The 22,913-nt window shown below is 70.5% G+C and carries 21 protein-coding genes and 1 pseudogene; 11 read left to right on the plus strand and 11 right to left on the minus strand.

Translation table 11 applies throughout. The features are described from left to right. Positions 1–94 precede the first annotated feature (94 nt). Positions 95–820, plus strand: a complete 726-nt coding sequence (locus tag RPQ07_RS33955; RefSeq protein ID WP_313948078.1) for a siderophore-interacting protein — start codon at positions 95–97, stop codon at positions 818–820. 112 nt (positions 821–932) lie between these two features. Here RPQ07_RS33955 and RPQ07_RS33960 read toward each other — a convergent pair whose 3' ends face one another. Then, complete coding sequence (locus RPQ07_RS33960; RefSeq protein ID WP_313948079.1) at positions 933–2,831, minus strand: Xaa-Pro dipeptidyl-peptidase; 1,899 nt, start codon at positions 2,829–2,831, stop codon at positions 933–935. 188 nt (positions 2,832–3,019) lie between these two features. Here RPQ07_RS33960 and RPQ07_RS33965 point away from each other — a divergent pair, with 188 nt between their 5' ends. The 6 genes from RPQ07_RS33965 (at position 3,020) to RPQ07_RS33990 (ending at position 7,811) form a co-directional block, all read left to right on the plus strand. After that, a complete protein-coding gene (locus tag RPQ07_RS33965) occupies positions 3,020–3,508 on the plus strand; it encodes a GNAT family N-acetyltransferase (RefSeq protein WP_313948080.1) in 489 nt (162 codons plus the stop codon). 368 nt (positions 3,509–3,876) lie between these two features. Next, on the plus strand, positions 3,877–4,644 hold the full coding sequence (locus RPQ07_RS33970; protein ID WP_313949119.1) for an ABC transporter substrate-binding protein: 768 nt from the start codon (positions 3,877–3,879) through the stop codon (positions 4,642–4,644). Further along, a complete protein-coding gene (locus RPQ07_RS33975; RefSeq protein WP_391841285.1) occupies positions 4,611–5,441 on the plus strand; it encodes an amino acid ABC transporter permease in 831 nt (276 codons plus the stop codon). Before RPQ07_RS33970 ends, RPQ07_RS33975 begins: the two co-directional genes overlap by 34 nt. Before the next feature lie 37 nt (positions 5,442–5,478). Further along, positions 5,479–6,297, plus strand: a complete 819-nt coding sequence (locus RPQ07_RS33980; RefSeq protein WP_313949120.1) for an amino acid ABC transporter ATP-binding protein — start codon at positions 5,479–5,481, stop codon at positions 6,295–6,297. A 79-nt stretch (positions 6,298–6,376) separates the two neighbouring features. Beyond that, positions 6,377–6,871 carry a hemerythrin domain-containing protein gene (locus tag RPQ07_RS33985; protein WP_313948082.1) on the plus strand — a complete coding sequence of 165 codons (495 nt, stop codon included), beginning with the start codon at positions 6,377–6,379 and terminating at the stop codon, positions 6,869–6,871. A 148-nt stretch (positions 6,872–7,019) separates the two neighbouring features. Continuing rightward, positions 7,020–7,811: a uracil-DNA glycosylase gene (locus RPQ07_RS33990; protein WP_313948083.1), complete on the plus strand. Its 792-nt coding sequence runs from the start codon at positions 7,020–7,022 to the stop codon at positions 7,809–7,811. 35 nt (positions 7,812–7,846) lie between these two features. Here RPQ07_RS33990 and RPQ07_RS33995 read toward each other — a convergent pair whose 3' ends face one another. From RPQ07_RS33995 to RPQ07_RS34015, 5 genes are all read right to left on the minus strand, one after another. Then, complete coding sequence (locus RPQ07_RS33995) at positions 7,847–9,949, minus strand: xanthine dehydrogenase family protein molybdopterin-binding subunit (RefSeq protein ID WP_313948084.1); 2,103 nt, start codon at positions 9,947–9,949, stop codon at positions 7,847–7,849. Beyond that, a complete protein-coding gene (locus RPQ07_RS34000; RefSeq protein ID WP_313948085.1) occupies positions 9,946–10,950 on the minus strand; it encodes a xanthine dehydrogenase family protein subunit M in 1,005 nt (334 codons plus the stop codon). Before RPQ07_RS34000 ends, RPQ07_RS33995 begins: the two co-directional genes overlap by 4 nt. Next, on the minus strand, positions 10,947–11,513 hold the full coding sequence (locus RPQ07_RS34005; RefSeq protein WP_313948086.1) for a 2Fe-2S iron-sulfur cluster-binding protein: 567 nt from the start codon (positions 11,511–11,513) through the stop codon (positions 10,947–10,949). The genes RPQ07_RS34000 and RPQ07_RS34005 overlap by 4 nt, the downstream gene beginning before the upstream one ends. A 202-nt stretch (positions 11,514–11,715) precedes the next feature. Further along, on the minus strand, positions 11,716–12,633 hold the full coding sequence (locus RPQ07_RS34010; protein WP_313948087.1) for a S1 family peptidase: 918 nt from the start codon (positions 12,631–12,633) through the stop codon (positions 11,716–11,718). Positions 12,634–13,321: 688 nt separating this feature from the next. Continuing rightward, positions 13,322–13,894: a TetR/AcrR family transcriptional regulator gene (locus tag RPQ07_RS34015; protein WP_313948088.1), complete on the minus strand. Its 573-nt coding sequence runs from the start codon at positions 13,892–13,894 to the stop codon at positions 13,322–13,324. 127 nt (positions 13,895–14,021) lie between these two features. Between RPQ07_RS34015 and RPQ07_RS34020 the strand changes: the two genes are divergently transcribed. After that, positions 14,022–14,735 (plus strand): SDR family oxidoreductase, encoded by a 714-nt coding sequence (locus RPQ07_RS34020; RefSeq protein ID WP_313948089.1) that lies wholly within the window; start codon positions 14,022–14,024, stop codon positions 14,733–14,735. A 138-nt stretch (positions 14,736–14,873) separates the two neighbouring features. Here RPQ07_RS34020 and RPQ07_RS34025 read toward each other — a convergent pair whose 3' ends face one another. The 3 genes from RPQ07_RS34025 to RPQ07_RS34035 form a co-directional block, all read right to left on the minus strand. Beyond that, complete coding sequence (locus tag RPQ07_RS34025) at positions 14,874–15,773, minus strand: hypothetical protein (protein WP_313948090.1); 900 nt, start codon at positions 15,771–15,773, stop codon at positions 14,874–14,876. Next, positions 15,770–16,780, minus strand: coding sequence for an SPFH domain-containing protein (locus RPQ07_RS34030; protein ID WP_313948091.1), 1,011 nt, complete (start codon positions 16,778–16,780; stop codon positions 15,770–15,772). Before RPQ07_RS34030 ends, RPQ07_RS34025 begins: the two co-directional genes overlap by 4 nt. A gap of 234 nt (positions 16,781–17,014) precedes the next feature. Continuing rightward, on the minus strand, positions 17,015–18,460 hold the full coding sequence (locus RPQ07_RS34035) for a glyceraldehyde-3-phosphate dehydrogenase (protein WP_313948092.1): 1,446 nt from the start codon (positions 18,458–18,460) through the stop codon (positions 17,015–17,017). Positions 18,461–18,585: 125 nt separating this feature from the next. On the opposite strand from RPQ07_RS34035, the gene RPQ07_RS34040 reads away from it, so the two are divergent. Next, positions 18,586–19,071, plus strand: coding sequence for a hypothetical protein (locus RPQ07_RS34040; protein WP_313948093.1), 486 nt, complete (start codon positions 18,586–18,588; stop codon positions 19,069–19,071). 53 nt (positions 19,072–19,124) lie between these two features. Here the strand turns inward: RPQ07_RS34040 and RPQ07_RS34045 are convergent. Together RPQ07_RS34045 and RPQ07_RS34050 are read right to left on the minus strand one after the other, a co-directional pair. After that, positions 19,125–19,267 (minus strand): annotated as a pseudogene (locus RPQ07_RS34045) (GNAT family N-acetyltransferase); the annotation flags it as partial. Then, positions 19,260–20,243: an AraC family transcriptional regulator gene (locus tag RPQ07_RS34050; protein WP_313948094.1), complete on the minus strand. Its 984-nt coding sequence runs from the start codon at positions 20,241–20,243 to the stop codon at positions 19,260–19,262. The gene RPQ07_RS34050 and the pseudogene RPQ07_RS34045, both read right to left, overlap by 8 nt. A gap of 105 nt (positions 20,244–20,348) precedes the next feature. Here RPQ07_RS34050 and RPQ07_RS34055 point away from each other — a divergent pair, with 105 nt between their 5' ends. Together RPQ07_RS34055 and RPQ07_RS34060 are read left to right on the plus strand one after the other, a co-directional pair. Further along, complete coding sequence (locus RPQ07_RS34055) at positions 20,349–21,182, plus strand: NmrA family NAD(P)-binding protein (RefSeq protein WP_313948095.1); 834 nt, start codon at positions 20,349–20,351, stop codon at positions 21,180–21,182. Positions 21,183–21,303: 121 nt separating this feature from the next. Then, positions 21,304–22,479: a hypothetical protein gene (locus RPQ07_RS34060; protein WP_313948096.1), complete on the plus strand. Its 1,176-nt coding sequence runs from the start codon at positions 21,304–21,306 to the stop codon at positions 22,477–22,479. Positions 22,480–22,913: the final 434 nt, after the last annotated feature.

Consider the following 22,913-nt stretch of genomic DNA (forward strand, 5'->3'; position numbering starts at 1 on the left):
TGGCTCAATCCCCCGAATGCTTAGGTTAGGCTGGCCTAAATTAGAGCACGGATGTTCGGGAGACAATCCCGGACCAAGGGGGAAGGAGCGGGCTGTGGGGCATGGCTGGGAGGGCGTCGTCCTCAAACTGATGCGAGGCAAGGACTTCGCATTCACCGTGACAGGAAGCGAGGACGTCACCGATCACTTCCGGCGGGTGCACTTCACCGACGGCGGCATGCTGGCGCAGACCGGGGTCCACCCCACCATGTGGGTCCGGGTGTGGTTCGACAACGCGGGAAAGCCGCATCAGCGCGCCTACACCCTGGTGGACGCCGACCCCGACGCGGGGACGTTCAGTCTCGAATTCGCCCTGCACGACGGCTGCGCCAGCGAATGGGCGCGGAAGGCTCAGCCCGGCGACACCGTCGAGGCGACCCTCCAGGGGACGGGGTTCACCACGCCCGACCCGCTCCCCGGCAAGCTGCTCGTCGTCGGAGACCCCGCCTCGCTGCCCGCCATCAACTCCCTGCTCGCGGCGCTCCCCGCGGTGCCGGCGGTGATCTGGTTCGAGACGACGCACGACTCCGACAAGGAGCTGCCGCTGCGCCTGGACCCGGCTCTCCACGAACTGCGCCCGGTCCCGCGCCGCGATGCCGGCAACCACCTCGTCACCGAGGTGAAGGACGCCCTGCCCGGCCTGCTGCGCGACAACCCCGGGGCGTACGTCTGGGTCGCCTGCGACACGGCGACGACCCGCTCGCTCAGCACCTTCGCGCGCAAGGACCTGGCGCTGCCGAAGGAGCAGGTCAACGCGCTCGGTTACTGGCGCGCGGCCTGACCACGACGGAGCGCCGCCGGGGCCGGCAGTGGCCGCCCCCGGCCGGCGCCCGTCAGTACTCCGCCGAGACGCGGACGTCGCCGGCCCACACCCGACGGACGGGCCGTCGGTGTCACCGCGTCACCGGCAGGGTGATGCTGCTGACGCCGGTGCGTACGGTCATGCGGGTCCCCGCCTGGTACCGCAGCGTGTAGTCGTGGTCGGTGGAGATCAGGACCACGCCCAGCCGGTGCCCCTTCTTGAACACATGGTCCTGGGGCTGCATCGACCACTTCAGCCGGTACTCCCGCCCCTCGACCACCCGGTCCTCGCGGGAGAGGGAGTGCCGGTTGCGGGCGTCCAGCCAGCCGCGCGAGACGATCTTGAAGTCGGTCCTCTCGGTGCGGTGCGCCGTGCGGTAGGCGCAGCCGGTGTCCCCGGGGATGCCCTCGCCGTAGCAGACGAGCTGCGACGTGTCGGCCACCGTGCCCGCGGTTGCCCGGGTGTCCAGGCCGTAGTCGACGAGCAGCGCCGTGACATACGGCGATGTCCCGTCCAGCGAGGCACGCACCGACACCTCGGGCACACCGTTGACCCGCAGATCGCTCGCCAGCGGGCCGGTCGTGTACGCGAGCCGGTGCGGGTCGGCGCTGTCGGGATCGGCCACCAGCGTCTCCGCCGGCAGGGTGCGGCCCGCGTCCGTGAGTGACTGCTTCACCTGCGCTCCCGGCAACGCCTCCAGCCCACGGACTCCCAGACGCAGCGTCAGATCGCGCGTGCCGCGGGCAGGCCAGTCGGACTGACGTCGCCAGCTGAAGTCCGCCTGCTCGACCTCGACCGGCGGCTCGTCGAGCGCGCCGTTGTCCAGGTCGTACAGCCAGTAGTCGAACCACTGGTGCAGCTGGCGAAGCCATTCCTCCATCCGCAGGGGCATCGGGTTGATGTGACCGGCCTGGTGCAGCCACATCTTGCGCGGCACGTCGTGCTTCTTCAGCGCCTGCCACAACTGGCCGAAGTGCTGCGTCTTCACGTTCCAGTCGTTGCCGCCGTGCACCGCGAAGACGCCGGCGCGGATCCTGCCGACATCCCGGAGGTAGTCGCGCTCGGCCCAGAACCTGCTCCAGTCGCCGGTGACGCGGTCCTGCTCCGCCGTGAGGCGGTCCAGCACCGGCCGGCAGATCTCGCGGTCGGTGCGGCTGTAGACGCCTTTGGCGAGAACGTCGGTGTCCTCGCCCTGAAAGCCGCCCGGAGCCACCACCCCGCCGCCCGACCGGTAGTAGTCGTACCAGGAGGAGATCCCGGAGATCGGCACGATGGCCTTCAGACCTCTCACACCCGTCCCGGCGACGGCGGTCGGCAGCGTCCCGTTGTAGGAGATCCCCATCATGGCCGCGTTGCCCGTCGACCATGCGGCGCCCACCGGCCGCCCGGCCGGATCCCAGCCCCTGGCACGGCCGTTCAGCCAGTCCACGGCCGCCTTGGCGCCGAGCGTCTCATTGCGTCCGCCGGAGGTCGGGCAGCCGGTCGAGTCACCGGTGCCGAGGCTGTCGACCTGCGCGACCGCGTACCCGCGCGGCAGGAAGTAGTTGTCGGTGTAGCCGGAGAACGGCACCGAAGGACCGATGAGCCCCGGCAGCCGGGTCCGGTCGCCGAGCCGACGGCCGTCGGGCAGACCGTCCTCGTCGAGATCCACCGGGTGGAACGGCACATCGTTGCCGCCGCCCCAGTACGGACTCGCCTCGATGATCGTGGCGACCCTCAGCCCGGCGTCCGTCTCCTTCGGGCGCAGGATCCGCATCCGGACCGTGTCCCGTCTGCCGTCGTGATCGCTGTCCGCCTCGGTCTCGACGTCGACGAGCTGCGAGACGGCGTCGGCGCGGGAGAAGGCGGGTTCGGTCCGGTTGCCGACGATCTTCAACGCCGGCTCGTCGTCACCGTGCGCCACCGGCGCCGGGAGCGCGGCGAGCAGGGAGGCGGCGAGCGCGGTGACGCCGAGCCTGCGTGCCGTACGTAATGCGGTGGGTCTCGCCATCGTGTCTCCAGGGCCCGGAAGGTGACGATCACGCGGGGAGCGCGCGCACATTCCACCGCGTGCACGCGCCCCACGCCAGACACGCTCCCGCCACTTCCGCCCCATGGCGCAAAGAGCCGCCCTCGGCTCCTTTTCCGATCTGATCCCGGCGGATCACCGACCGATCACGGGCGGGTCATACTCGTTCCATGCAGTCGGACATGACAGGAGCCGGCCGGGGCCGGCGGCGGCAGGCCGCGCTGATCCGGCGGGCCACCGTCCGGGACGCGAAACGGCTCACCGCGCTGGTGCGAAGGTCACGCGCCTACGAGGGCCCCTACGCCCCGATGGTCTCCGGCTACCGGGTCGGCCCCGACTACATCGAGACCCACCGGGTCTTCGTCGCGGCCGACGAGACCGGCACCGTCCTCGGCTTCTACGCGCTGCTCCTCGACCCGCCCGAACTGGACCTGATGTTCGTCGCGGACAGCGCCCAGGGCCGGGGCATCGGCCGGCTCCTCGTCGCCCACATGGTCGCCGAGGCGAAGGCCGCCGGGATCGAAGCCGTACGCGTCGTCGCCCACCCGCCCGCCGAAGGCTTCTATCTGAGTGTCGGTGCCCGGCGGACCGGCACCGTCCGCGCCTGCCCGCCCGCGGTGATGTGGGACCGTCCGGAGCTGGTCATCGACACGATCTGACCGCGGCCCCCGCGCCGGACGACCACTCTGACTGCCCCCCGGCCGGACGACCACCCCTGTCCGTCCGCGATACGGCGACGGCACCGCTGTCCGCGACCCCCTTTCCGGCCATTCGCCCGGCTCATGGGCGGGGTCGACGATCACGCAGAGCCGCAGGCCGGACACCGTGTCGGACCGGCCCGAACGCATGGTGGACAGCTCCCTCACCTACCGCCGCCGGTGCCTTACGATCGCGACGGACGGTCTCGTCGTGTCACCGCCCGCCCTGTACCCCATGGAGGTCAACCGTGTTCTGGACGGCCAGAGGACACCGCAGTCACCGCAGCAGCTTCCGCATCCGCGCCGCGGCCGGTGCTGCCGCCGCGGGGATGTTCCTTGCCGTCGGCTGTTCCTCCGGCAGCGACGGTCCGGGAGAGGCGGCGGGCGGCGTGCCCGTCGTGGAGAAGGGCAAGCTGACCACCTGCACCCATCTGCCCTACCCGCCGTTCCAGTTCGAGAAGAACGGCAAGATCGTCGGCTTCGACGTCGCCCTGGTGGACCTGGCGGCGAAGAACCTCAAGGTCGAACAGAAGATCCTCGACACCCCGTTCGAGAACTTCAAGACCGGTGCCTTCCTCAACTCCGGCGAGTGCGACCTCGCGGCCGCCGGCATGACGATCACCGAGGAGCGCAAGAAGAACGTCGACTTCACCGTGCCCTACTTCGACGCCACCCAGGCCCTCCTCGCCACCAAGAAGAGCGGTGTGACCTCGCTCGCCGACGTGAAGGCCAAGAACAAGAAGCTCGGCGCACAGGCGGAGACCACCGGCGAGAGCTACGCCAAGGAGCAGGGCTTCAACCCCGTCGCCTTCGAGAGCTCCGACGCCGTCCTCAACGGTCTGCGCACGGGCCAGGTCGACGCCGTCGTCATCGACTACCCCGTCGTCCAGGGCTGGCTCAAGGACAAGAAGAACGCCGCCGAGTTCGCCCTCGGGCAGAACATCGAGACCGGTGAGCAGTACGGCTTCACGGTGAAGAAGGGCAACGCCAAGCTCCTCGCCGCGCTCAACAAGGCGATCACCGACGCCCGCGCCGACGGCACCTACGACAAGCTCTACCAGCAGTGGATCGGTCCGCTGCCCAAGGCTTCGTCGTGACCTCTCGGCTGACCAAGCGGCAGCAACGCCGCATCTCGCAGGGCATCCAGTACGCGGTCTTCGTGGCGGTGCTGGTCTTGATCGGCGTCTTCGCCGACTGGGGCCGGCTCCAGCAGCAGTTCGCGCAGACCGACCTGGCGTCGCGGCTCTTCCCGGACATCATCACCATCGCCCTGCGCAACACGGTGGTGTACACCCTCTCCGGGTTCATCTTCGGGCTGGTGCTCGGGCTGATCATCGCGCTGATGCGGCTCTCCTCGGTGGCGCCCTACCGGTGGTTCGCCGGCGTCTACATCGAGGTCTTCCGCGGCCTGCCCGCCCTGCTGATCTTCATCTTCGTCGGCGTGGCGGTCCCCCTCGCGTTCCCGGGGGTGGAGATCCCCGGTGGCACCTACGGCAAGGTCGCGCTCGGCCTCGGTCTGGTCGCGGCCGCCTATATGGCGGAAACGATTCGGGCGGGCATTCAGGCGGTCCCCAAGGGACAGATGGAGGCCGCCCGGTCGCTGGGCTTCTCGCACGCCCGCGCCATGGTGTCCGTGATCATCCCGCAGGCCTTCCGCATCGTCATCCCGCCGCTCACCAACGAACTCGTCCTGCTGTTCAAGGACTCCTCGCTGGTGCTGTTCCTCGGCGTGACGCTGGAGGAACGGGAACTGACGAAGTTCGGCCGTGACCTCGCGAGCGAGACGGCCAACTCCACACCGATCCTGGTCGCGGGCCTGTGCTACCTCCTCGTGACCGTGCCGCTGAGCTTCGTGGTGCGCCGCCTCGAAGCGCGCGCCGACAAGGCCAGGTGAGGACGAGATGCCGAAAAAGACGGAGACCGCGGAAACCATGGCCACCGACCGCCCGGAGATCGAGATCCGAGGGCTGCACAAGTCCTTCGGGGACAACCACGTCCTGCGGGGCATCGACCTGGAGATCGGCCGCGGCGAGGTGGTGTGTGTCATCGGGCCGTCCGGCTCGGGCAAGTCGACACTGCTGCGCTGTGTGAACCTGCTGGAGGAGCCGAACGAGGGCCAGGTCTTCGTCGGCGGCACCGAGGTCACCGACCTCGATGTCGACATCGACGCCGTGCGCCGTCGTATCGGCATGGTCTTCCAGCAGTTCAACCTGTTCCCGCACGTGAGCGTCACCGAGAACCTCACCCTGCCCCAGCGCAGGGTGCTCCGCCGGGACAAGGCGCAGGCCGCCGCGGTCGCCCGGGAGAACCTGGCACGCGTCGGTCTCGCAGACAAGGCGGACGCCTACCCGGCGCAGTTGTCCGGCGGACAGCAGCAGCGGGTCGCGATCGCACGGGCCCTGTCGATGGGCCCCGCGGTGATGCTCTTCGACGAGCCGACCTCGGCGCTCGACCCCGAACTGGTCGGCGATGTGCTGTCGGTCATGCGGCTCCTCGCCGCCGAGGGCATGACGATGATGGTCGTCACCCATGAGATGAGCTTCGCCCGCGAGGTCGCCGACCGGGTCGTGTTCATGGACGAGGGTGTGATCGTCGAGCAGGGGCCGGCGGCGCAGGTCGTGGGCGACCCGCAGCACGAGCGGACGAGGAACTTCCTCAACCGCATCCTCGATCCGGCCGCTGCCGCCGCACCCGTGGCCGAATCGCAGGACCGGCTGCGGAAGTCGGTTGACGGGCCGTCCGAAGAGTGATGGGATCCCACGTCAGCGTCGCGGTGTACCCGGCAAAGAGACCGCCGTGGACATGGAGGCGCCGCACCATGGGACACCGATGGACACCCCTGTCGAACCCGACGGCCGCATCACGGCCCTCGGTAATCAACTGATCGGCATTCATCTCGCGCTCCGCGAAGAACTCGAACAACTCCGCGAGGACGCCGACGCCTGGCTCGAAGGCCGGGGCGCGCGGCCCCGGGAGCTGCGGGCACACTGTCTGGCCTTCTGCACGGCCCTCACCCGGCACCACACCGGTGAGGACGGCGGGGCCTTCCCGGCACTGGCCCGACAGCACCCTGAACTCCGCCCCGTCATCGAGGAGTTGGAGCACGACCATCAGACAGTCACCGAGATCCTGCGTGCCGTGGAGGATCTCGTGGCCGACGAGGCGGCAGTCGACCCCGCGCGCGTACGGGCCGAGCTGGAGGGCCTCACCGCGCTGCTGGAGTCGCACTTCGCCTACGAGGAGAAACGGCTCGTGGCCGCGCTGAACGCGCTGCCCGCGGGAGCCGGGGACGCCGAGAGCCTGCTCGGCACACCCGGCACCTGAACGCCTGAACGCCTGACCGTCCGACCGCACGGCGGACGGGACGCCGGAGCACCGGGCTCCCAGCTCTGCGCTCCGGGCTCCGGCCGCCCGGCCCGCCATGCGATCCTCGGATCACGCGGGTCCTGCCCCATCGCACTAGCGTGGACGTATGCGCCCGCACGACACCGCAGGTCCGCCGCCCGAGCCCGGTGACGGCGACTTCCCCGCCCGCCGCGCGCCGCTCTGCGGCGATGTCGCCGAGCTGGATGGCGTCGTCACCGGCTGCCGCGCGTGCCCGCGTCTCGTCGCCTGGCGCGAAGAGGTCGCCGTGGTGAAGCGGGCGGCGTTCCGGGACTGGGATTACTGGGGCCGTCCCGTGCCCGGCTTCGGCCCCACGGACGCGGCTCTGGGCGTGGTCGGACTCGCCCCCGCGGCCCACGGTGCCAACCGGACCGGCCGCATGTTCACCGGCGACCCCTCGGGAGACTTCCTCGTCAAGGCGCTGTACCAGGTCGGACTCGCCTCTCGCCCGACGTGCACCGACATCGACGACGGCCTGGAACTGTACGGGTTGCGGATCACCGCGCCCGTCCGCTGCGCGCCGCCTCAGAACAAGCCCACCCCGGCCGAGCGGGACACCTGCCGCCCGTGGCTGGCACGCGAGATCGAGCTGCTCGCCCCCTCGCTGCGGGTGATCGTCGTACTCGGGGCATTCGGCTGGCAGGCCCTGCTGCCCGTGCTGCGCGACGCGGGCTATCAACTCCCTCCGCGCCGACCGGTGTTCGGTCACGGTGCACACGTCGTCCTGCCCGCCGCCGGTGACGCCCGCGATCTGCATCTGCTCGGCTGCTACCACCCGAGCATGCGCAACACCTCCACGGGACGGCTCACTGCGCCGATGCTCGTGGAGGTCTTCGACCGCGCCGCGCACCTCGCCGGCCTGGATCGACGGGACGGGTGAGATGCCCTTCTCCGCTCATGTCGCGCGGCGGAACCTCACAGCGACGCCATGTGCGGCAGGACGACATCCGGGGTGAGCGGCAGCTCCCGCAACCGCACCCCGATGGCGTGATGGACGGCGTTACCGATCGCCGCTGCCGCGCCCACGATGCCGATCTCCCCGATGCCCTTGCTGCCCATCGGGTTGAGGTGATCGTCCTCCTCGTCGATCCAGTGCGCCTCGATCTCCGGGACATCGGCGTTCGCCGGCACGTGGTAGGAGGCCAGGTCGCTCTCGGTGAAGTCGCCGAAGACCGGGTCCAGATGGCTGCCCTCCGTGAGCGCCATGCCGATGCCCATCGTCATCGCGCCGGTGAACTGGGAGCGGGCGGTGCGGGCGTTGAGGATCCGGCCGGCCGCGAACATCCCGAGCAGTCGGCGGACGCGGACCTCGCCCGTCACCGTGTCGACCTGGACCTCGGCGAACTGCGCGCCGAACGCATGCCGTGAGTAAGGGGATTCCTTCGCCGTCTCCTCCTCCGAGTCGACGGTCACCGTCAGTCCCTGCGCCGGCAGCTTGTCCACCAGCCCGTGCAGACGCTCGACGAGGGTCCGGCAGGCCTTGTGCACCGACCAGCCCCAGGACGCCGTCCCCGACGAGCCGCCCGCCAGCGGGGCATGGGGCAGGTCGCTGCTGCCGATGTCCACACGGACGGACTCCAGCGGTACCCCGAGCGCGTCCGCCGCGATCTGCCCGAGCACGGTTCGGGCCCCGGTGCCGATGTCCGTCGCGTTGACCCGGATGCGGAAGGTGCCGTCGGCGGCGGCATGCGCCGAGGCGCTGGAGGCGCTCACCTGAACCGGGTAGGTGGCGGCCGCGACCCCGGTGCCCAGCAGGAGGGCGCCCTCGCGGCGGATGCCCGGCTGCGGGTCCCTGGGCTGCCAGCCGAAGAGCCGGGCCCCTTCGGCGAGGCACTCGGTGAGATGACGGCTGCTGAAAGGACGGCCGCTGTCGGGCTCCTCATCCGGCTCGTTGCGCAGCCGCAGAAGTACCGGGTCCACGCCGGCGGCCACGGCCAGTTCGTCCATGGCCGACTCCAGGGCGTACATGCCGGACGCCTCGCCGGGCGCCCGCATCCAGGAGGGCGTGGGGACGTCCAGCGCGGTGACCCGGTGACTCGTACGGCTGTTCGGCGAGGTGTACATGATGCGGGCGGGAACGGCCGCCTGCTCGACGAACTCCCTGATCGTGGACGTCTGCGTGACGACCTCGTGGGCGAGGGCCCTGATCACGCCGTCGGTGTCCGAGCCGATCCGCACCCGCTGGATCGTGGGAGCGCGGTGACCGACGACCGCTGCCATCTGGCGGCGGGGGAACACCACCTTGACGGGCAGCCCGGTGTGACGGGTGGCCATCGCGGCCAGCACCACCTGGGGCCGGGGCGTGCCCTTGGAACCGAAGCCGCCTCCGACGTGTTCGGAGAACACGGTGATCTTCCCCTGCCGCAGCCCGAACATCGCGGCGAGGGTGTCGCGTACGGTACTTGCGCCCTGGCTGCTGTCGTAGACCGTCAGATGTCCGTCCAGCCACCACGCGGTCGCGGCATGCGGCTCCATGGGGTGGTTGTGCAGCGCGATCATGCTGTACGTCGCGTCGACCTGTACGGACGCCGAGGCGAAGGCTCCGTCGAAGTCCCCGCGCTCTCGCAGGCCGGCCGCGCCGGCGTTGGCCTCCTCCGGGGTGTAGAGGCCCGGGTGGTCGCCCGTGAGCGTGACGTCGGGCTTCTCCTCGTCGTACTCCACCCTCAGCGCGCCGGCGGCCGCTTGGGCGTTCTCCGGGCTGTCGGCGACGACGAGGGCCACGTACCAGCCGCGGTGGGGAACCTCGGCGCTCTGGAGGACCGCGAGGTTGGCGTCGTCGGGAGGCTCCAGCCGGGGCGCGTTCTCGTGGGTGAGCACCTCGTGCACGCCCGGCAGAGCGAGCACCTCGTCCGCGTGGACGGCGGTGACCCGCCCCCGGCCGATGGTGGCCGGGACGGGCCAGGCATAGAGACAGCCCGGTGCGGTGTGCTCGGCCGCGTAGCGTGCGACGCCCGTGACCTTGTCGGCGGCCTCCCGGCGTACGGCAGGCGACCCCAGAACGCCCGGTGTCTGCGTCATGACAGGTCCTCGCTGTTCGGGTGTGGGGCGAGCCCGGTCAGCACGCTGACGGCGAGATTGCGGGCGAGCGGCACCTTGAATCCGTTGTCCCGCAGCGGCGATGCGGCGGCCAGCTCGGCTTCCACGGCCCGGGCGAAGCTTTCCGGGGTCGCGGGCGCACCGTGCAGTGCCTCCTCGGCGACGCGAGCGCGCCAGGGGCGGTGGGCGAGCCCGCCGAACGCGAGGGCCGCGTAGCGCACGGCGCCCTGTTCGAGGTCCAGCACGGCGGCGACGGACACGAGGGCGAAGGCGTAGGACGCCCGGTCGCGGGCCTTGCGGTACCGGGAGCGGACGCCGATGGGGCCGGGCGGCAGTTCCACGGCGGTGATCAGCTCACCCGGCCGGATGACGGTGTCCTGCTCGGGGTGGTCGCCCGGGAGCCGGTGGAAGTCGGTGACGGGCACGGCACGCTCACCCTCCGGGCCGTACAGATGCACGGTGGCGTTGAGCGCGGACAGGGCCACGGCCATGTCCGACGGATGGGTGGCGACGCAGTGGTCGGAGTGGCCGATGACCGCGAGATCCCGGTGGGCGCCCTCCCGTGCGGGGCACCCGCTGCCGGGGAGTCGCTTGTTGCAGGGTTTCGTCGTGTCCTGGAAGTACGGGCACCGTGTGCGCTGGAGCAGATTCCCGCCGGTGGTCGCGGTGTTGCGCAGCTGGCCGGACGCGCCGGCGAGCAGCGCCTGGGACAGGCAGGGGTAGCGGGACCGGACGCCGGGGTGGGCGGCGAGATCGCTGTTGCGCACGCCCGCTCCGATACGCAGCCCGCCCTCGGGGGTGTCGGAGATCCGGTCGAACGGCAGCCGGCGGATGTCGATGAGCAGCTCCGGCGCGGTGACACCGAGCTTCATGAGGTCCACGAGATTGGTGCCGCCGGCGAGGTACTGCGCTCCGGGGTGGGAGGCGAAGGTGTCGATGGCGTGATCGGCGGTGGCCGCGCGGAGGTACGCGAAGGGTTTCACCGCGCCACGTCCTCGATCGCCCGGACGATGGACGGGTAGGCGCCGCAGCGGCACAGATTGCCGCTCATGCGCTCCCGGATCTCCATGGGGGTCAGCTCCGCCTCACCGCCGCCCGTGTACTCCGGCGGTGTCACATGGGAGGGGTGCCCGTCGGCCGCCTCGGTCAGCATGCCGACCGCGGAGCAGAGCTGGCCCGGGGTGCAGTAGCCGCACTGGAGGGCGTCCCGCGCGATGAACGCCTCCTGCAACGGGTGGAGCGACGCGCCGTCGGCGAGGCCTTCGACGGTGGTGATGTCCGCCCCGTCGTGGGCGACCGCGAGCAGCAGACAGCTGTTGGCGCGACGGCCGTCGACGAGCACGGTGCAGGCGCCGCACTGTCCGTGGTCGCAGCCCTTCTTCGTACCCGTCAGATCCAGATGCTCCCGCAGCACGTCCAGGACGGTGGTCCTGTGGTCGAGTGTCAGAGGGCGCTGGGTTCCGTTCACCCGGAGGGTGAGGGAGGAGCGGTGGGCGCTCACCGGGCTCTGGGTGACCGTGCCCTCCGGTCGGCTGGTTGGCTCCACGGCGCAGTGCCCTTCGCTCGCTCGTCCGGCGCTTTGCCCCTTTCCTACCAGTAAGCAGCGTTCGGCGCGGCTCGGGAGACCGGGACGTGCGTCGGGCCGGCGGCCCGCCTCGCGGCGGACCACCGGCCCTCGTCGTGCGTCGATCGGGTGTGCCCGGTCAGCGCCCCGATCGCTGAGCGGATCGGGGCGTCGAACCGGTGTGTCAGAAGACGCTCACGCCATAGGCGCTCAGCGCCTCGGTGACCGGCTGGAAGAACGTGGTGCCACCGGCGCTGCAGTTGCCACTGCCGCCGGAGGTCAGACCGAGCGCGGTGGAACCGGCGAACAGGGAGCCGCCGCTGTCGCCGGGCTCGGCGCAGACGTTGGTCTGGATCATGCCGTAGACGATGTCGCCACCGCCGTAGTTGACCGTCGCGTTGAGACCGGTCACCGTGCCGCCGCGCAGACCCGTGGTGCTGCCGCTGCGCTGCACGGCCTGGCCGACGGAGGCGTTGCCCGCGGACGTGATGTCGCGGTACGAGCCGTTGTAGAGGTAGACCCGGCCGTCGGCGGCCGACGCGTTCGAGTGCCGGATGATGCCGTAGTCATTGGTCGGGAAACTGGATCCCGTCCTCGTGCCCAGCACCGTGGTGTTGGCCGAGTTGGTGTACCAGGTGCTGCCGATGTTGGTGCAGTGGCCCGCGGTGAGCGCGTAGTAGGTGCTGCCGCTGCGGACGTTGAAGCCGAGGGAGCATCGTCCGCCGCCGGCGTAGATGGCCTGGCCTCCCGCGATGAGCTTGTTGAAGGTGCCCGGGGTGCGCTTGATCTCGAGGGTGCCGGCCTGTGCCCCGGCGGCCTTCTTGATCTGGGCGATCTCGGCGGCCGAGACGCTCTGGTCGGCCGTGACGACGAGCTTGCCCGTCGCCTTGTCCGTGTACCAGGCGGTGCCGGCGACGTCCGCGCCGAGCACGGCGTTGTTCGCCTGGGCGAGCTGGGCCGTCGTGGCTCGTGCGACGGTGCCCGTTTCGGCGACGGCGGTGGGGGCGGCAAGCGCGGAGACGGTCAGCAGACCGGTGGCTACGGCGATCAGCCGGCCGCGTCTGCCTACGCCGCCGAGGGGGGAGAAGCGCTTGATGTTCACTACATCCTCCGGTGGGGGATCCGGGGCCCGTTGGGTGGGCGGGCCCTTGAGCGCCGAACGGCCGGCTCGTCGACCGGGTGAACGGTCATGAGCCTGCCAAGCGGTGCGGTAGGAATCCTGTGCTCCGGATGGGGTGGCGACAAGATCGCCTTTCGGCCGCTCTACGCGCGTCCGTGGTCCGCGCGAGGCGAATTGCCGGGCGGCGGCCACTGGTTGGGCCGTGCGGGCGATGGCGGCGCGGGCGTCGCGAAGGGGTGGCGCGGTGCGAGCCACCGTTTGCTCACGTAGCGTCAGCTGGCGGGCGCGTCAGGTGTGACACAAGGTTTTCGAGTGGTACGCGCGGCGTGAACCGGAACGTCGCGCACCGTTTCGGCTGTTCAGCGTCTGATCGACAGCGGCAGCGTTCGTTCGCGGCCTCTCGGGTGATCTACGCGCATCGAACAGGCCCACCCGTGGCGGGTGCACACGGGCGCGAACCCTTCCGAGGGTGCCGTCGGGCGGTCCGGGCGGGGCCTGGCGCGGCGGTGACACCCCGCCGGCGACTCGGCCGACCGGTCCGTGCGGGGCGGACGGACCGTGGGAAGCCGCCGTTATGGGCCCGATCGCCACCCTTGGGTCACCCTCGGCACGTGTCCGGAACTGGACGCGTCGATTCGGCTCTTCGCGGGAAGAGGCGCTCCGGACCGGACTACTTCGTCATTCCCGATGCGTCCATGAGGGCCTGTGCGGTGGTGAGTGTCAGTCCGTCGAGCTGCTCGGCGCCCACGCCGGCCCGTGCGCTCGCCCCGTCGAACAGAAGCGTCAACTGCCGTGCGAGCAGGACCGGGTCGTGGGCGCCGCCGTGCTGCGCCTCGAGGCGGAAGTACTCCGTGAGGGTCCGCTTCACCTCGCGGGCGACCTTGCTCGCCGGATGCTCCGGGTCCTTGAGCTCGACCTGTGCGGCGAGGAACGGGCAGCCCCGGAAGTCGGCGGCCAGGGCCTCCGCCTCCAGCCGCTCGAAGACATGGAGGATCCGGTCCCTCGGCGGTCGGGAGTCGTCCGCCGCGGGGAAGAGCGCCGTGGCATACGCGGGGGCGCGCCGCTCCAGGCAGGCGGCGAGGACCGCGTCCTTGCTGTCGAACAGCTGGTACATCGAGCGCTTGGAGACCCCGGCGGCCTTGCACAGCGCTTCGACGCCGATGTTGACGCCCTGCAGGTAGAAGAGCTCGGCCGCTGCGTCGAGCAGCCGGTCGCGGGTGGACGCCGTCGCTGTCGTGGTCATGCGAACGAGATTACCTCGCGGACTTGCCTATGGAAAACGATCGGTTTACCTTGGTGGAAACCGATCGGTTTCCATGCCGTGCGAAACACCCCTCTCGCGGCCCCACACGGAACGAGGAGAGATCACCATGCAGATCGAGGGCGCAGTAGCTCTGGTCACCGGAGGCAACCGCGGACTGGGGGACCAGTTCGTCAAGGCGCTCCTCGACCGCGGAGCGGCGAAGGTCTACGCGGCGGCCCGCAACCCGGACACCGTGACCACCCCGGGTGCGGTGCCCCTCGCGCTCGACATCACGGATCCCGCATCCGTACGGGCCGCGGCCGAGCAGGCCCAGGACGTGACGCTCCTGATCAACAACGCGGGAATCTCCACCGGGACGGGCATCCTCGACGGCAGTACGGACGGGTTCCGGCGCGAGATGGACACCCATGTCTTCGGCACGCTGGACATGAGCAGGGCCTTCGCCCCCGTGCTGGCCCGCAACGGAGGCGGCGCGCTGCTCAATGTGCTGTCGGTGCTGTCCTGGTACGTGTTCCCGGACAACGCCGCGTACAGCGCGGCCAAGGCCGCCGAATGGGCCGTGACGAACGCCCTGCGGGTCCAGCTCGCCGCGCAGGGGACCCTGGTCACCGCGCTCCACGTGGGATACATGGACACCGACATGGCTGCGGCGGTCGAGGGGCCCAAGACCGACCCGGCCAAGGTCGCCCACGGGGCGCTCGACACCATCGAGGCCCGCCGGTTCGAGTACCTCGCCGACGACATCAGCGCGCAGGTGAAGGCCGGCCTCGCCGCCGACCCCGCCGCCCTCTACCCGCAGGTGGCCGAGCTGCTGGGCTAGATCGTCCCCGCTGGCCGGCGTCCTGCGCCAGGCCTGACGGATCGCGGTCTCGCGCATCCCGGCGGCGCCCGGCGGCACTGGACTCCCGCGGCTCCCGTTCCCGGCGGGGGCCGCGGGTCTTCCCCGGCCGGGCGGCCCTCAGAGCAGCAGCCGCAGCCTGGTGTCCGCGACACCGACACGTACGCTCTGGCCCCAGGTCAGCTCCAGGGCGTCGCTCTCGATGCCGTCGCCGAAAGCCACCAGGCGGTCGGACTCCACGACCAGTCGCAGTTGCTCGGCGCGTTCGAGGACGCCCCCGACCAGTGTGGTTCCGGTGGTGGGGGAGGGCCAGGCCTCGCGGACGAACCAGACGAGCCGGGGATCGGCGGGACCGGGCAGCACCGGCCGGCTGGCGCGCTCCTGCCACAGGGAGCGCAACCAGCCGGTCGATCCGGTGCCTGTGCCGACGAGAACACCCGACGAGGCCTGCGTCTCCGAAGCATCGTCGTCCCCGCCCGCATGCAGCCGGTAGCGGGCGCTCTGGTGGCCGGGCCGGCCGAGATAGATCTCGTTCAGTGCCCGCAGCCGCTCGGTGTTGTCGGCGACCGCCTCCACCATGGTGAGCTCGTCGAACGAGCCGCCCGTGCTCGTCGCCGCTCCCAGCAGCCGGCCGGCGTCCCGCGACCGGTGGCGCACCAGGACGCCCGGGTTGCGGCCCGGATCCGTGTCGATGCCGATGACCGGCTGACCGGCCAGGTACTTCGCGGTGTTGGCCACCAGGCCGTCCGCCCCGACGACGACCACGACGTCCTCGGGGCCGAAGAGGAAGCGGTCGAGATCGGCTCGCTCCACGCGCGCCTGCCGCCAGTTCAACGGCACCGAGGCCGTCACCTCGGAGAGGATGCGCCGCGCGCGCCGATGGCGTTCGGCGACCTCGTCGATGCTCCGCCCGCGTGAGGAGAGGAAGAAGCCCGCCTGCCCGTGTGTCCCGTGCAGCGCGAGCAACTCCTCGTACTCACTGGTGCGGTGCACCAGCACCGCCCGCGGGGCGAGACTCATTCCTGTTCCCCCTGCGGGCGGCCGAGCTTGGCGAGCAGCCCGGTCAGCACGTCCGGGGACACGGTGAGACTGTCGATCCGCGGCAGGTTCTCGGCCAGCCGGGAACCCGTCAGCGCGTGCAGCGTGGACGCGTCGACCTCGGCGTGCACCCGCAGCCAGGCGGCCTGGGCGTGCGCCCGGGCGTCACCCACCTCACGGGCGGCCTCGGCCTCCGCCTTCGCGAGCCGGACCGTACGAGCCGCTTCCGCCGCCGCCCGTACACCGTCGGCAGCGGCCGTCTCCTCGGCCTCGCGACGGGCGTTCGTGCCGCGCTGTTCGACCAACTGCTCCTCCCGGCGGGCGAGTTCGATCTTGCTGGCGAGCTCGTTCTCCGCGATGGCGCGCTCGCGCTCCACGGCCACGGCCCGCCGTTCGTAGGTCGCCCGGTCCGCCTCCTGCTGGATCTGTTCCCGCGCGGGCGTGCGCAGCGCCCGTTCCACCTCGGGCTCGGGCCGCAGGGCGACGACGCGGACGGCCACGACGGCGATGCCCGTGGCCGCCAGCCGGGGCTCCCCGGCCAGCCCGTCGCTCATGCGCTCCCGTACGGCGGCGACACCGTCCGTCAGGGCGGCGGCAAGGGGGGTGCGGGCCAGTACGTCGAGGGCGTGCTGCTGGGCGGTCTCGGTGAGCAGGGTGGAGATCTGCTCCAGCGGTGCGCCGCGCCAGACGCCGGTGTCGGGGTCGATGGAGAAGTCGAGCCGCGAGGCGGCGGTGGACGGTTCGCCGATCCGGTAGGTCACGGCGGCCTGGACGCTCACGTCCTGGAAGTCCGCGGTGCGGGCGTGGAAGGCCATGGACTCCTCCCGGTCGTCCACGGGAATCTCACACAGCGCGGCGGTGAGCGCGCGGTACCAGAAGCTCAGGCCGGGTCCGTCGTGGACCAGCTCGCCCCGCCGGTGGTGGCGGACGTGAGCCGTGGGCGCGGAACGAAGGTGGCGCCATCCGAAGCGCCTGATGATGTCGGCCATGCCGGGACCCCTTTTCGTCTCCTCGACGATATAGGCTCCGACGGGTTATCGTCAATAAGACGAAAGTGGTCGGGTGTCTGTGTGGCGACCGCCCCGGCTGTGTCCTCCGGCCGTCAACGCGCCGCCCGCTCGGGCCGGTTCGCAGCCCCCGGTGGTCATCCGCACCGATGCGCACCCACAGCTAAGCGGCCGGCCCTCAGAGGGCCGGCCGCTTAGCTGGTGCTGATGGTCCGGTCAGGCCACCGGAACCGGGTACGTCGGGTACTCCACCCCGGAGACGTGCTGGACGACGCGGATGACCTGGCACGAGTAGCCGAACTCGTTGTCGTACCAGAGGTAGAGGATCGCGTCGTCGCCCTCGACCTTGACGGCGCCGGCGTCGACGATCGAGGCGTGGCGCGAGCCGATGAAGTCGCTGGAGACCGCGTCGGGGGCGCTGATGAAGTCGATCTGGCGCTTGAGCGGCGAGTTCAGCGAGACGTTGCGGAGGTGGTCGAGGACCTCCTCGCGGGTGGTCTCGCGTGCGAGCCGCAGGTTCAGGATCGCGATCGAGACGTTCGGCACCGGGACGCGGATCGAGCTGCCGGTGATCCTCGCCTTCAGGTCGGGCAGTGCCTTGGCGACGGCGGAGGCGGCACCGGTCTCGGTGATCACCATGTTGAGCGGCGCGGAGCGGCCACGACGGTCGGCCGCGTGGTAATTGTCCAGCAGGTTCTGGTCGTTGGTGAACGAGTGGACGGTCTCCACGTGACCGCGCAGCACGCCGTACTCGTCGGCCATCGCCTTCAGCGGCGGGACGATCGCGTTGGTGGTGCAGGACGCGCAGGACAGGATCTGCTCGTCCGGCTTGATCGTGTCGTGGTTGACGCCGTGCACGATGTTGGGGACGTCGCCCTTGCCCGGGGCGGTCAGGACGACCTTGTCGATACCGGGGCGCAGGTGCTTCGACAGCCCCTCGCGGTCACGCCACTTGCCGGTGTTGTCGATGAGGATGGCGTCCTTGATGCCGTACGCCGTGTAGTCGACCTCCGACGGGTCGCCCGCGTAGATGACCTTGATCTCGTTGCCGTTGGCGTTGATCGTGCTGTTCGACTCGTCGACCGTGATGGTGCCCTGGAACTGGCCGTGGATGGAGTCGCGGCGCAGCAGCGAGGCGCGCTTGACGATGTCCTGGTCGCCACCCTGGCGGACGACGATGGCCCGCAGGCGCAGGCCGTTGCCGGAGCCGGCCTTCTCGATGAGCAGCCGGGCGACGAGACGGCCGATGCGGCCGAAGCCGTAGAGGACCACATCGCGCGGCTCGCGGCGCTCGATCTTGTCGGCGCCCGTGGCGCCGGCGACGGCTTCGGCGGTGAACTCCGCCACCGAGAGGCCGCGGTCGTCGGTCCGGTAGGTCTCGGCGAGCAGGCCGATGTCGATCTGGGACGGACCGAGGTCGAGCGTGGTCAGGGCCTGCAGGAACGGAAGCGTGTCGGTGACCGAGAGCTCGACGCCGGCGATCTGCCGGGCGAAGCGGTGGGTCTTGAGGATGCTGACCACCGACTTGTTCACCAAGGAGCGGCTGTGGAGAAGGACCGTGACGTCCCGCTCCCGGTGCAGCTTCCCGATGACGGGGATCATCGACTCCGCGATCTCCTCGCGGTTCTTCCAGTTGGTGAACGAGTCGTCATTGACAGTCACAGGAATATCTTTCGAGCTAGGCGGTGCTCATATGCTAACCCGTCCGTCTTTTGATCATGCGGGCGGTGTCGGCCCGGTGAGAAAGGCGCCCATCTCCGCCCGGCCCGTATGGCAGGCTGCGCCGCATGTCGGGAGATCCGTACGACGGCCACAACCCCCTGCTCGTACTGCTGCTGGCCCTGGCGGGCCTCCTCGTCACACCCTGGGTCGGAGTCCGGGCGGTGGTGTTGCTGATCCGTGCGGGCGCCACGCGGTCCGCGCGTGCCGGCGCCAAGGGGCTTGCCGTGCTGGCCTGGGCGGGTGCGGTCGGTGTGTACACCTGGGGCGTACTGCACCTCGCCTTCCTGGACGAAAGCGGACAATCCCTGGCGTGTAGGGACGCGGTGGGCAAGGAGAACGCCCAGCGCGTCGAGGGCTACGAACCGTCGTTCGTCCCCCTGCACTTCGGGTGCCGCGTCGAAGGCGGGCGGATCCACGAAGGCGCTGTGCCCGGCTATGTGAATCCCGCGGCTGTGGTCTTCGGCGTGATCGCTGTCGCTCTGACAGTCGCCGTCCGCTCCCACCCCGAGCCGGCGGAGACAACCGCGACCAGTGCGCCCTCGTCAACCTGAGGTGGAGCGCCGGTAGTCGCGAACACCTCCTCCAGTCCCAGGGGTGTCAAAGCCGTCGGCTTGATCTCGGCATGTCCGACCAGGAGCCCGTCGCGACGAACCGCCCGGACGTCGAACAGGCCCTGGGCGTAGACCTTTGCGAAGAGCCGCCCGAACAGGCGCGGTCCGCCGCTTCAGGAGCCGGGCCGTCACCCATCCGCTCCCGCTCCGGCCCTCGATTCCGAGGACGTGCCCTGGGCGGCCGCCCGGTGGAGGCTGGGCCGGGTGCCGTACACACGCTTGAAGGCCACACTCAGTCCGAAGGCGCTTCGGTAGCCCACCTGCCGGGCGATCGATTCCGCGGTGGCCTCGGTGCGCGCCAGCAGATCCGCGGCCCGTGCGAGGCGCCAGCCGGTCACATAGGCCATGGGCGGCTCTCCGACCAGGTCACTGAAGCGGCGGGCGAGAGTCGCTCGCGATACGCCGGCCTCCTCGGCGAGTGTGGTCACCGTCCACGGGCGCGCGGGTTCGTCGTGGATCAGCCGCAGGGCCTTCCCCGCGACCGGGTCGCCGAGCGCGCGGTACCAGCCGGGCGGGTCGGCCTCCGGGCGCGTGAACCATTCCCGCAGCGTGGCCAGCAACAGCAGATCGAGCAGTCTGTCCAGGACGGCTTGCTGCCCCGGATCGTCCCGGCTGATCTCCAGGGCGGTGAGGTCCAGGATCGGCGAGGGCCTGCCGTCGTGGCGAACGACGAGCACCCGCGGCAGCGTGCTCAGCAGCCGTTCGGAGACCCGGCCGCCGACCTGGTAGCTGCCGGTGAGCAGGACGGTCGGGCCGTCCAGGCTGTTCCCGCAGGTGCGAACGCCCAGAACGAGTTCGTCGCTGATCTCCTCGCCGTCGGCGGTCGTGCAGTGATCGGGTCCGTGGAGCACATACAGCGGCGCCGTCGGTACGTCGGCGCAGTCGGCGACGGAGAACGGCTCCGAGCCGACGACGATGGCCACATCTCCACCGCCGAGCGCCACGGGCGCGGCGTCGCCGGGGACGACCCAGCCGGTACCCCGCAGCATGGTGATCAGGGTGAGCGGTGTCCGGTCGGCGAAGCGCACCGACCACGGCGGGGCCACGAGGTTGCGGCTGAACAGGGCACCGTCCGACCGCACTTCGTAGAGCAGGCTTGCCAACGCATCCATGCCGCAACGCTAGACGCCGATGTGCTGTCGCGGTGAGACGTTGAGACATCGAACTGAGCGGACAGGCCATTCCACCGCTCACCCCCGAACGCATTGACTGTCCGCATGACAAACAAACCGATCCTGGTCCTCGGCGGCACGGGCAAGACGGGACGCCGTGTGGCTTCCCGCCTCCGGCAGCGCGGACATGAGGTCCGGGTGGCTTCTCGGAAAGGGCCGACCCGATTCGACTGGAACGACGAGAGCACATGGGAGCCGGTGCTGGAGGGCGTCGGCGCGGCCTACTTGGTGGACTCGCAGCTCGATGACGCGGCGGTGTCGCTGAGTTCCTTCAGCAAGCTGGCCGTGTCGGGTGGCGCGGAGCGGCTGGTGCTGCTGTCCGTCCGCGACTGGGTCGTGCCGGCCGGCGAGGAGAAACTTCCCTGCGAGCGCGCGGTGCGGGAGTCCGGTGCGCAGTGGACGATCCTCAAACCGGCTTGGTTCGCGCAGAACTTCAGCGAGGACGCGTTCTTCCGAGGTCAGGTGCAAGACGGTGATGTCGTGATGTCGGCCGGGAACGGGGTCGAGCCGTTCATCGACGTCGAGGACATCGCGGACGTCGCCGTGGCAGCCCTCACCGGGGACGGCCACGGCGGGCAGGCCTACGAGCTGACCGGGCCGCGTCTGCTGAGCCTGCGGACCGTGGTCGACGAGATCGCCCGGGCCACCGGCCGGGACATCGCCTACCGTCCCGTCCCACCGGCCGACTTCGCGGCCTACGCCGTACGGCAGGGCCTGTCGCAGGAGTACACGGCCCTGCTGAGCATGCTCTACGGGTGGATCAGCGAGAACCGCTTCGCAGAGCTCGCCGATGGCGTACAGCAGGTTCTGCACCGCGAACCCCGTGACGTCACGGACTACATCAGAGCCACCGCCGCCACCGGCGTGTGGCACGGCTGACCGGAACCTGCCCCGGCCGGACACCGTCCGGCCGGGGCGGTCGGTGTCCGCGGGTCTGCAGCCGACCGTGATTCCGGTGCCATGCTGGGCGAACAACGACACAGCGAGGTGAGGGCACACCATGCGGTTCCGTATCACCGTCGAGACCGACGCCCCCGACGGTCTGGAAGAGACAGTGGCCCTCTGCACGGACGCCGCGGCCTACTACGTCGACCTGCCCCTTCCTGCTCGCCACCGTTACGAGCTTCGCGGGTGCTTGCCGAAAGGCGGACTCGCCGCGGCTGTCGCATCGGCGCTCGCCGGCGGCCCGGCTCCACTCGGCGGGCTCACCCTGCACGCTCTGGACCGGCACGGAGTGCCCGTGGAACCGGCCTGGGACGTGTGGTGCCTGGCGGACGTACGGATTCTGGGCGGTGGGCCGGCGGGCGCGCATGACGCTCCGGTCGACATCACGCTCGAGGCGGTCATGGGCGGCCACGCAGGGGAGAACGCCGACGAGCAACCGGAAGTCCCCGAGGTGCCCCCGCTGTTCAGCGGATTCGTGCTGACGGGCACGGGCGACGAGGACTTCGGCGTCTGCACGCAAGTGGCTCTGATCGACAAGGAACCCGAACCCGACATCGCACCTCCGCGGCTTCTGGGATGCGAGCTCCGGGGGCCGTTGTCGGCCGCATGGGGATCGGGAGAGGACCAGTTCGACCTGGGCGGTGTATATCTGTCGTCCCTGGACCGCACCGGCGTTGTCATCGACGAGCACTGGACCTGTCTGCACGTCGCATCATGGACTCCCTCTCCGGCGGGCACGGGGCTCGTGGACCTCACCCTCGACCTGTCGTGCAACGATTTCAGGTCCTCGGCTGCCGGCACGGTCCACGACATGTGGTGGGACGGACCGCCCCGGGAGCCCAATCTCTGGGCCCCGCTCAGCGGCTTCGAGCGCGGCGCCTGGTCGAGGGCCACGCAGAACAATCGGGCCGCGCGTCCCACGCCCGGCACTCGGCCCGAGGTCACGCGCCATCTGGACGGCAGATACATCACCGACGAACAGGGCTTCGCCCTCGCCCTCGGCGAGGCCGTCAACGGCCCGGGTGGCTACTTCGGCTCATGCTTCGGGACCATCGAATACGCACTCGGCGACGACTGTGGTGCCCGGCCCCCTTTCACCCTGGTGTGGCACGACCACGAGGTGGCCCGCGCATGCCTCGGTCGCACGCCTCTCACGTACGACGCGTCACCCCCCTTCGCCGAGATCCTGGCGTTCTTCGCTGCGCACAAGGTGGACGTCGTCCTCGCCTGAGGGCGGAGCCTGACGCTGCTGCATTTGCCTCACGTGCGCGGTGCGGTGAGTGTGTGGGACCGGCGGCGGGTATGACGGACCGCATGATCGCGCCGCCGATTGCGGGTCCAGTGGCGTGGCGGCCCTATCGGTGCACGGCGAAGTGTGGGTGACAGGCGATGCGCGTGGTGTTCCTGCTGTCTCTGGGGGTCGTCTTCGGCGGCCTGATCTATTTCCTCGGGGTGGCTCTGCTGTAGCCATGACCGGCCCGGCTCCGCGACGGCATGCCATCAGGCGCTCACTGCCGCGGCCGCGAGGCCGCAGGCGTCCTCCACCCGGGGAACGGGCGAATGTCGTCCCGTGCGGACGGGCGTAGTGTCCCCTTATGGGTGAGGTTCGGTGCGGTTGGTGCCGCGCACGCGCGATCGGACGGACGCGGGTGTTGCGCCCGGTCG

This window comes from Streptomyces sp. AM8-1-1 (genome assembly GCF_032229325.1).
GTDB classification, from domain to species: domain Bacteria; phylum Actinomycetota; class Actinomycetes; order Streptomycetales; family Streptomycetaceae; genus Streptomyces; species Streptomyces achmelvichensis.

Bases quoted from the DNA above. Each gene is read 5' to 3' on its own strand.
- RPQ07_RS33960 (WP_313948079.1), bottom strand. From the start codon at position 2,831: ATGGCGAGACCCACCGCATTACGTACGGCACGCAGGCTCGGCGTCACC.
- RPQ07_RS33965 (WP_313948080.1), top strand. From the start codon at position 3,020: ATGCAGTCGGACATGACAGGAGCCGGCCGGGGCCGGCGGCGGCAGGCC.
- RPQ07_RS33970 (WP_313949119.1), top strand. From the start codon at position 3,877: ATGTTCCTTGCCGTCGGCTGTTCCTCCGGCAGCGACGGTCCGGGAGAG.
- RPQ07_RS33980 (WP_313949120.1), top strand. From the start codon at position 5,479: ATGGCCACCGACCGCCCGGAGATCGAGATCCGAGGGCTGCACAAGTCC.
- RPQ07_RS33985 (WP_313948082.1), top strand. From the start codon at position 6,377: ATGGACACCCCTGTCGAACCCGACGGCCGCATCACGGCCCTCGGTAAT.
- RPQ07_RS33990 (WP_313948083.1), top strand. From the start codon at position 7,020: ATGCGCCCGCACGACACCGCAGGTCCGCCGCCCGAGCCCGGTGACGGC.
- RPQ07_RS33995 (WP_313948084.1), bottom strand. From the start codon at position 9,949: ATGACGCAGACACCGGGCGTTCTGGGGTCGCCTGCCGTACGCCGGGAG.
- RPQ07_RS34015 (WP_313948088.1), bottom strand. From the start codon at position 13,894: ATGACCACGACAGCGACGGCGTCCACCCGCGACCGGCTGCTCGACGCA.
- RPQ07_RS34020 (WP_313948089.1), top strand. From the start codon at position 14,022: ATGCAGATCGAGGGCGCAGTAGCTCTGGTCACCGGAGGCAACCGCGGA.
- RPQ07_RS34025 (WP_313948090.1), bottom strand. From the start codon at position 15,773: ATGAGTCTCGCCCCGCGGGCGGTGCTGGTGCACCGCACCAGTGAGTAC.
- RPQ07_RS34030 (WP_313948091.1), bottom strand. From the start codon at position 16,780: ATGGCCGACATCATCAGGCGCTTCGGATGGCGCCACCTTCGTTCCGCG.
- RPQ07_RS34040 (WP_313948093.1), top strand. From the start codon at position 18,586: ATGTCGGGAGATCCGTACGACGGCCACAACCCCCTGCTCGTACTGCTG.
- RPQ07_RS34050 (WP_313948094.1), bottom strand. From the start codon at position 20,243: ATGGATGCGTTGGCAAGCCTGCTCTACGAAGTGCGGTCGGACGGTGCC.
- RPQ07_RS34055 (WP_313948095.1), top strand. From the start codon at position 20,349: ATGACAAACAAACCGATCCTGGTCCTCGGCGGCACGGGCAAGACGGGA.
- RPQ07_RS34060 (WP_313948096.1), top strand. From the start codon at position 21,304: ATGCGGTTCCGTATCACCGTCGAGACCGACGCCCCCGACGGTCTGGAA.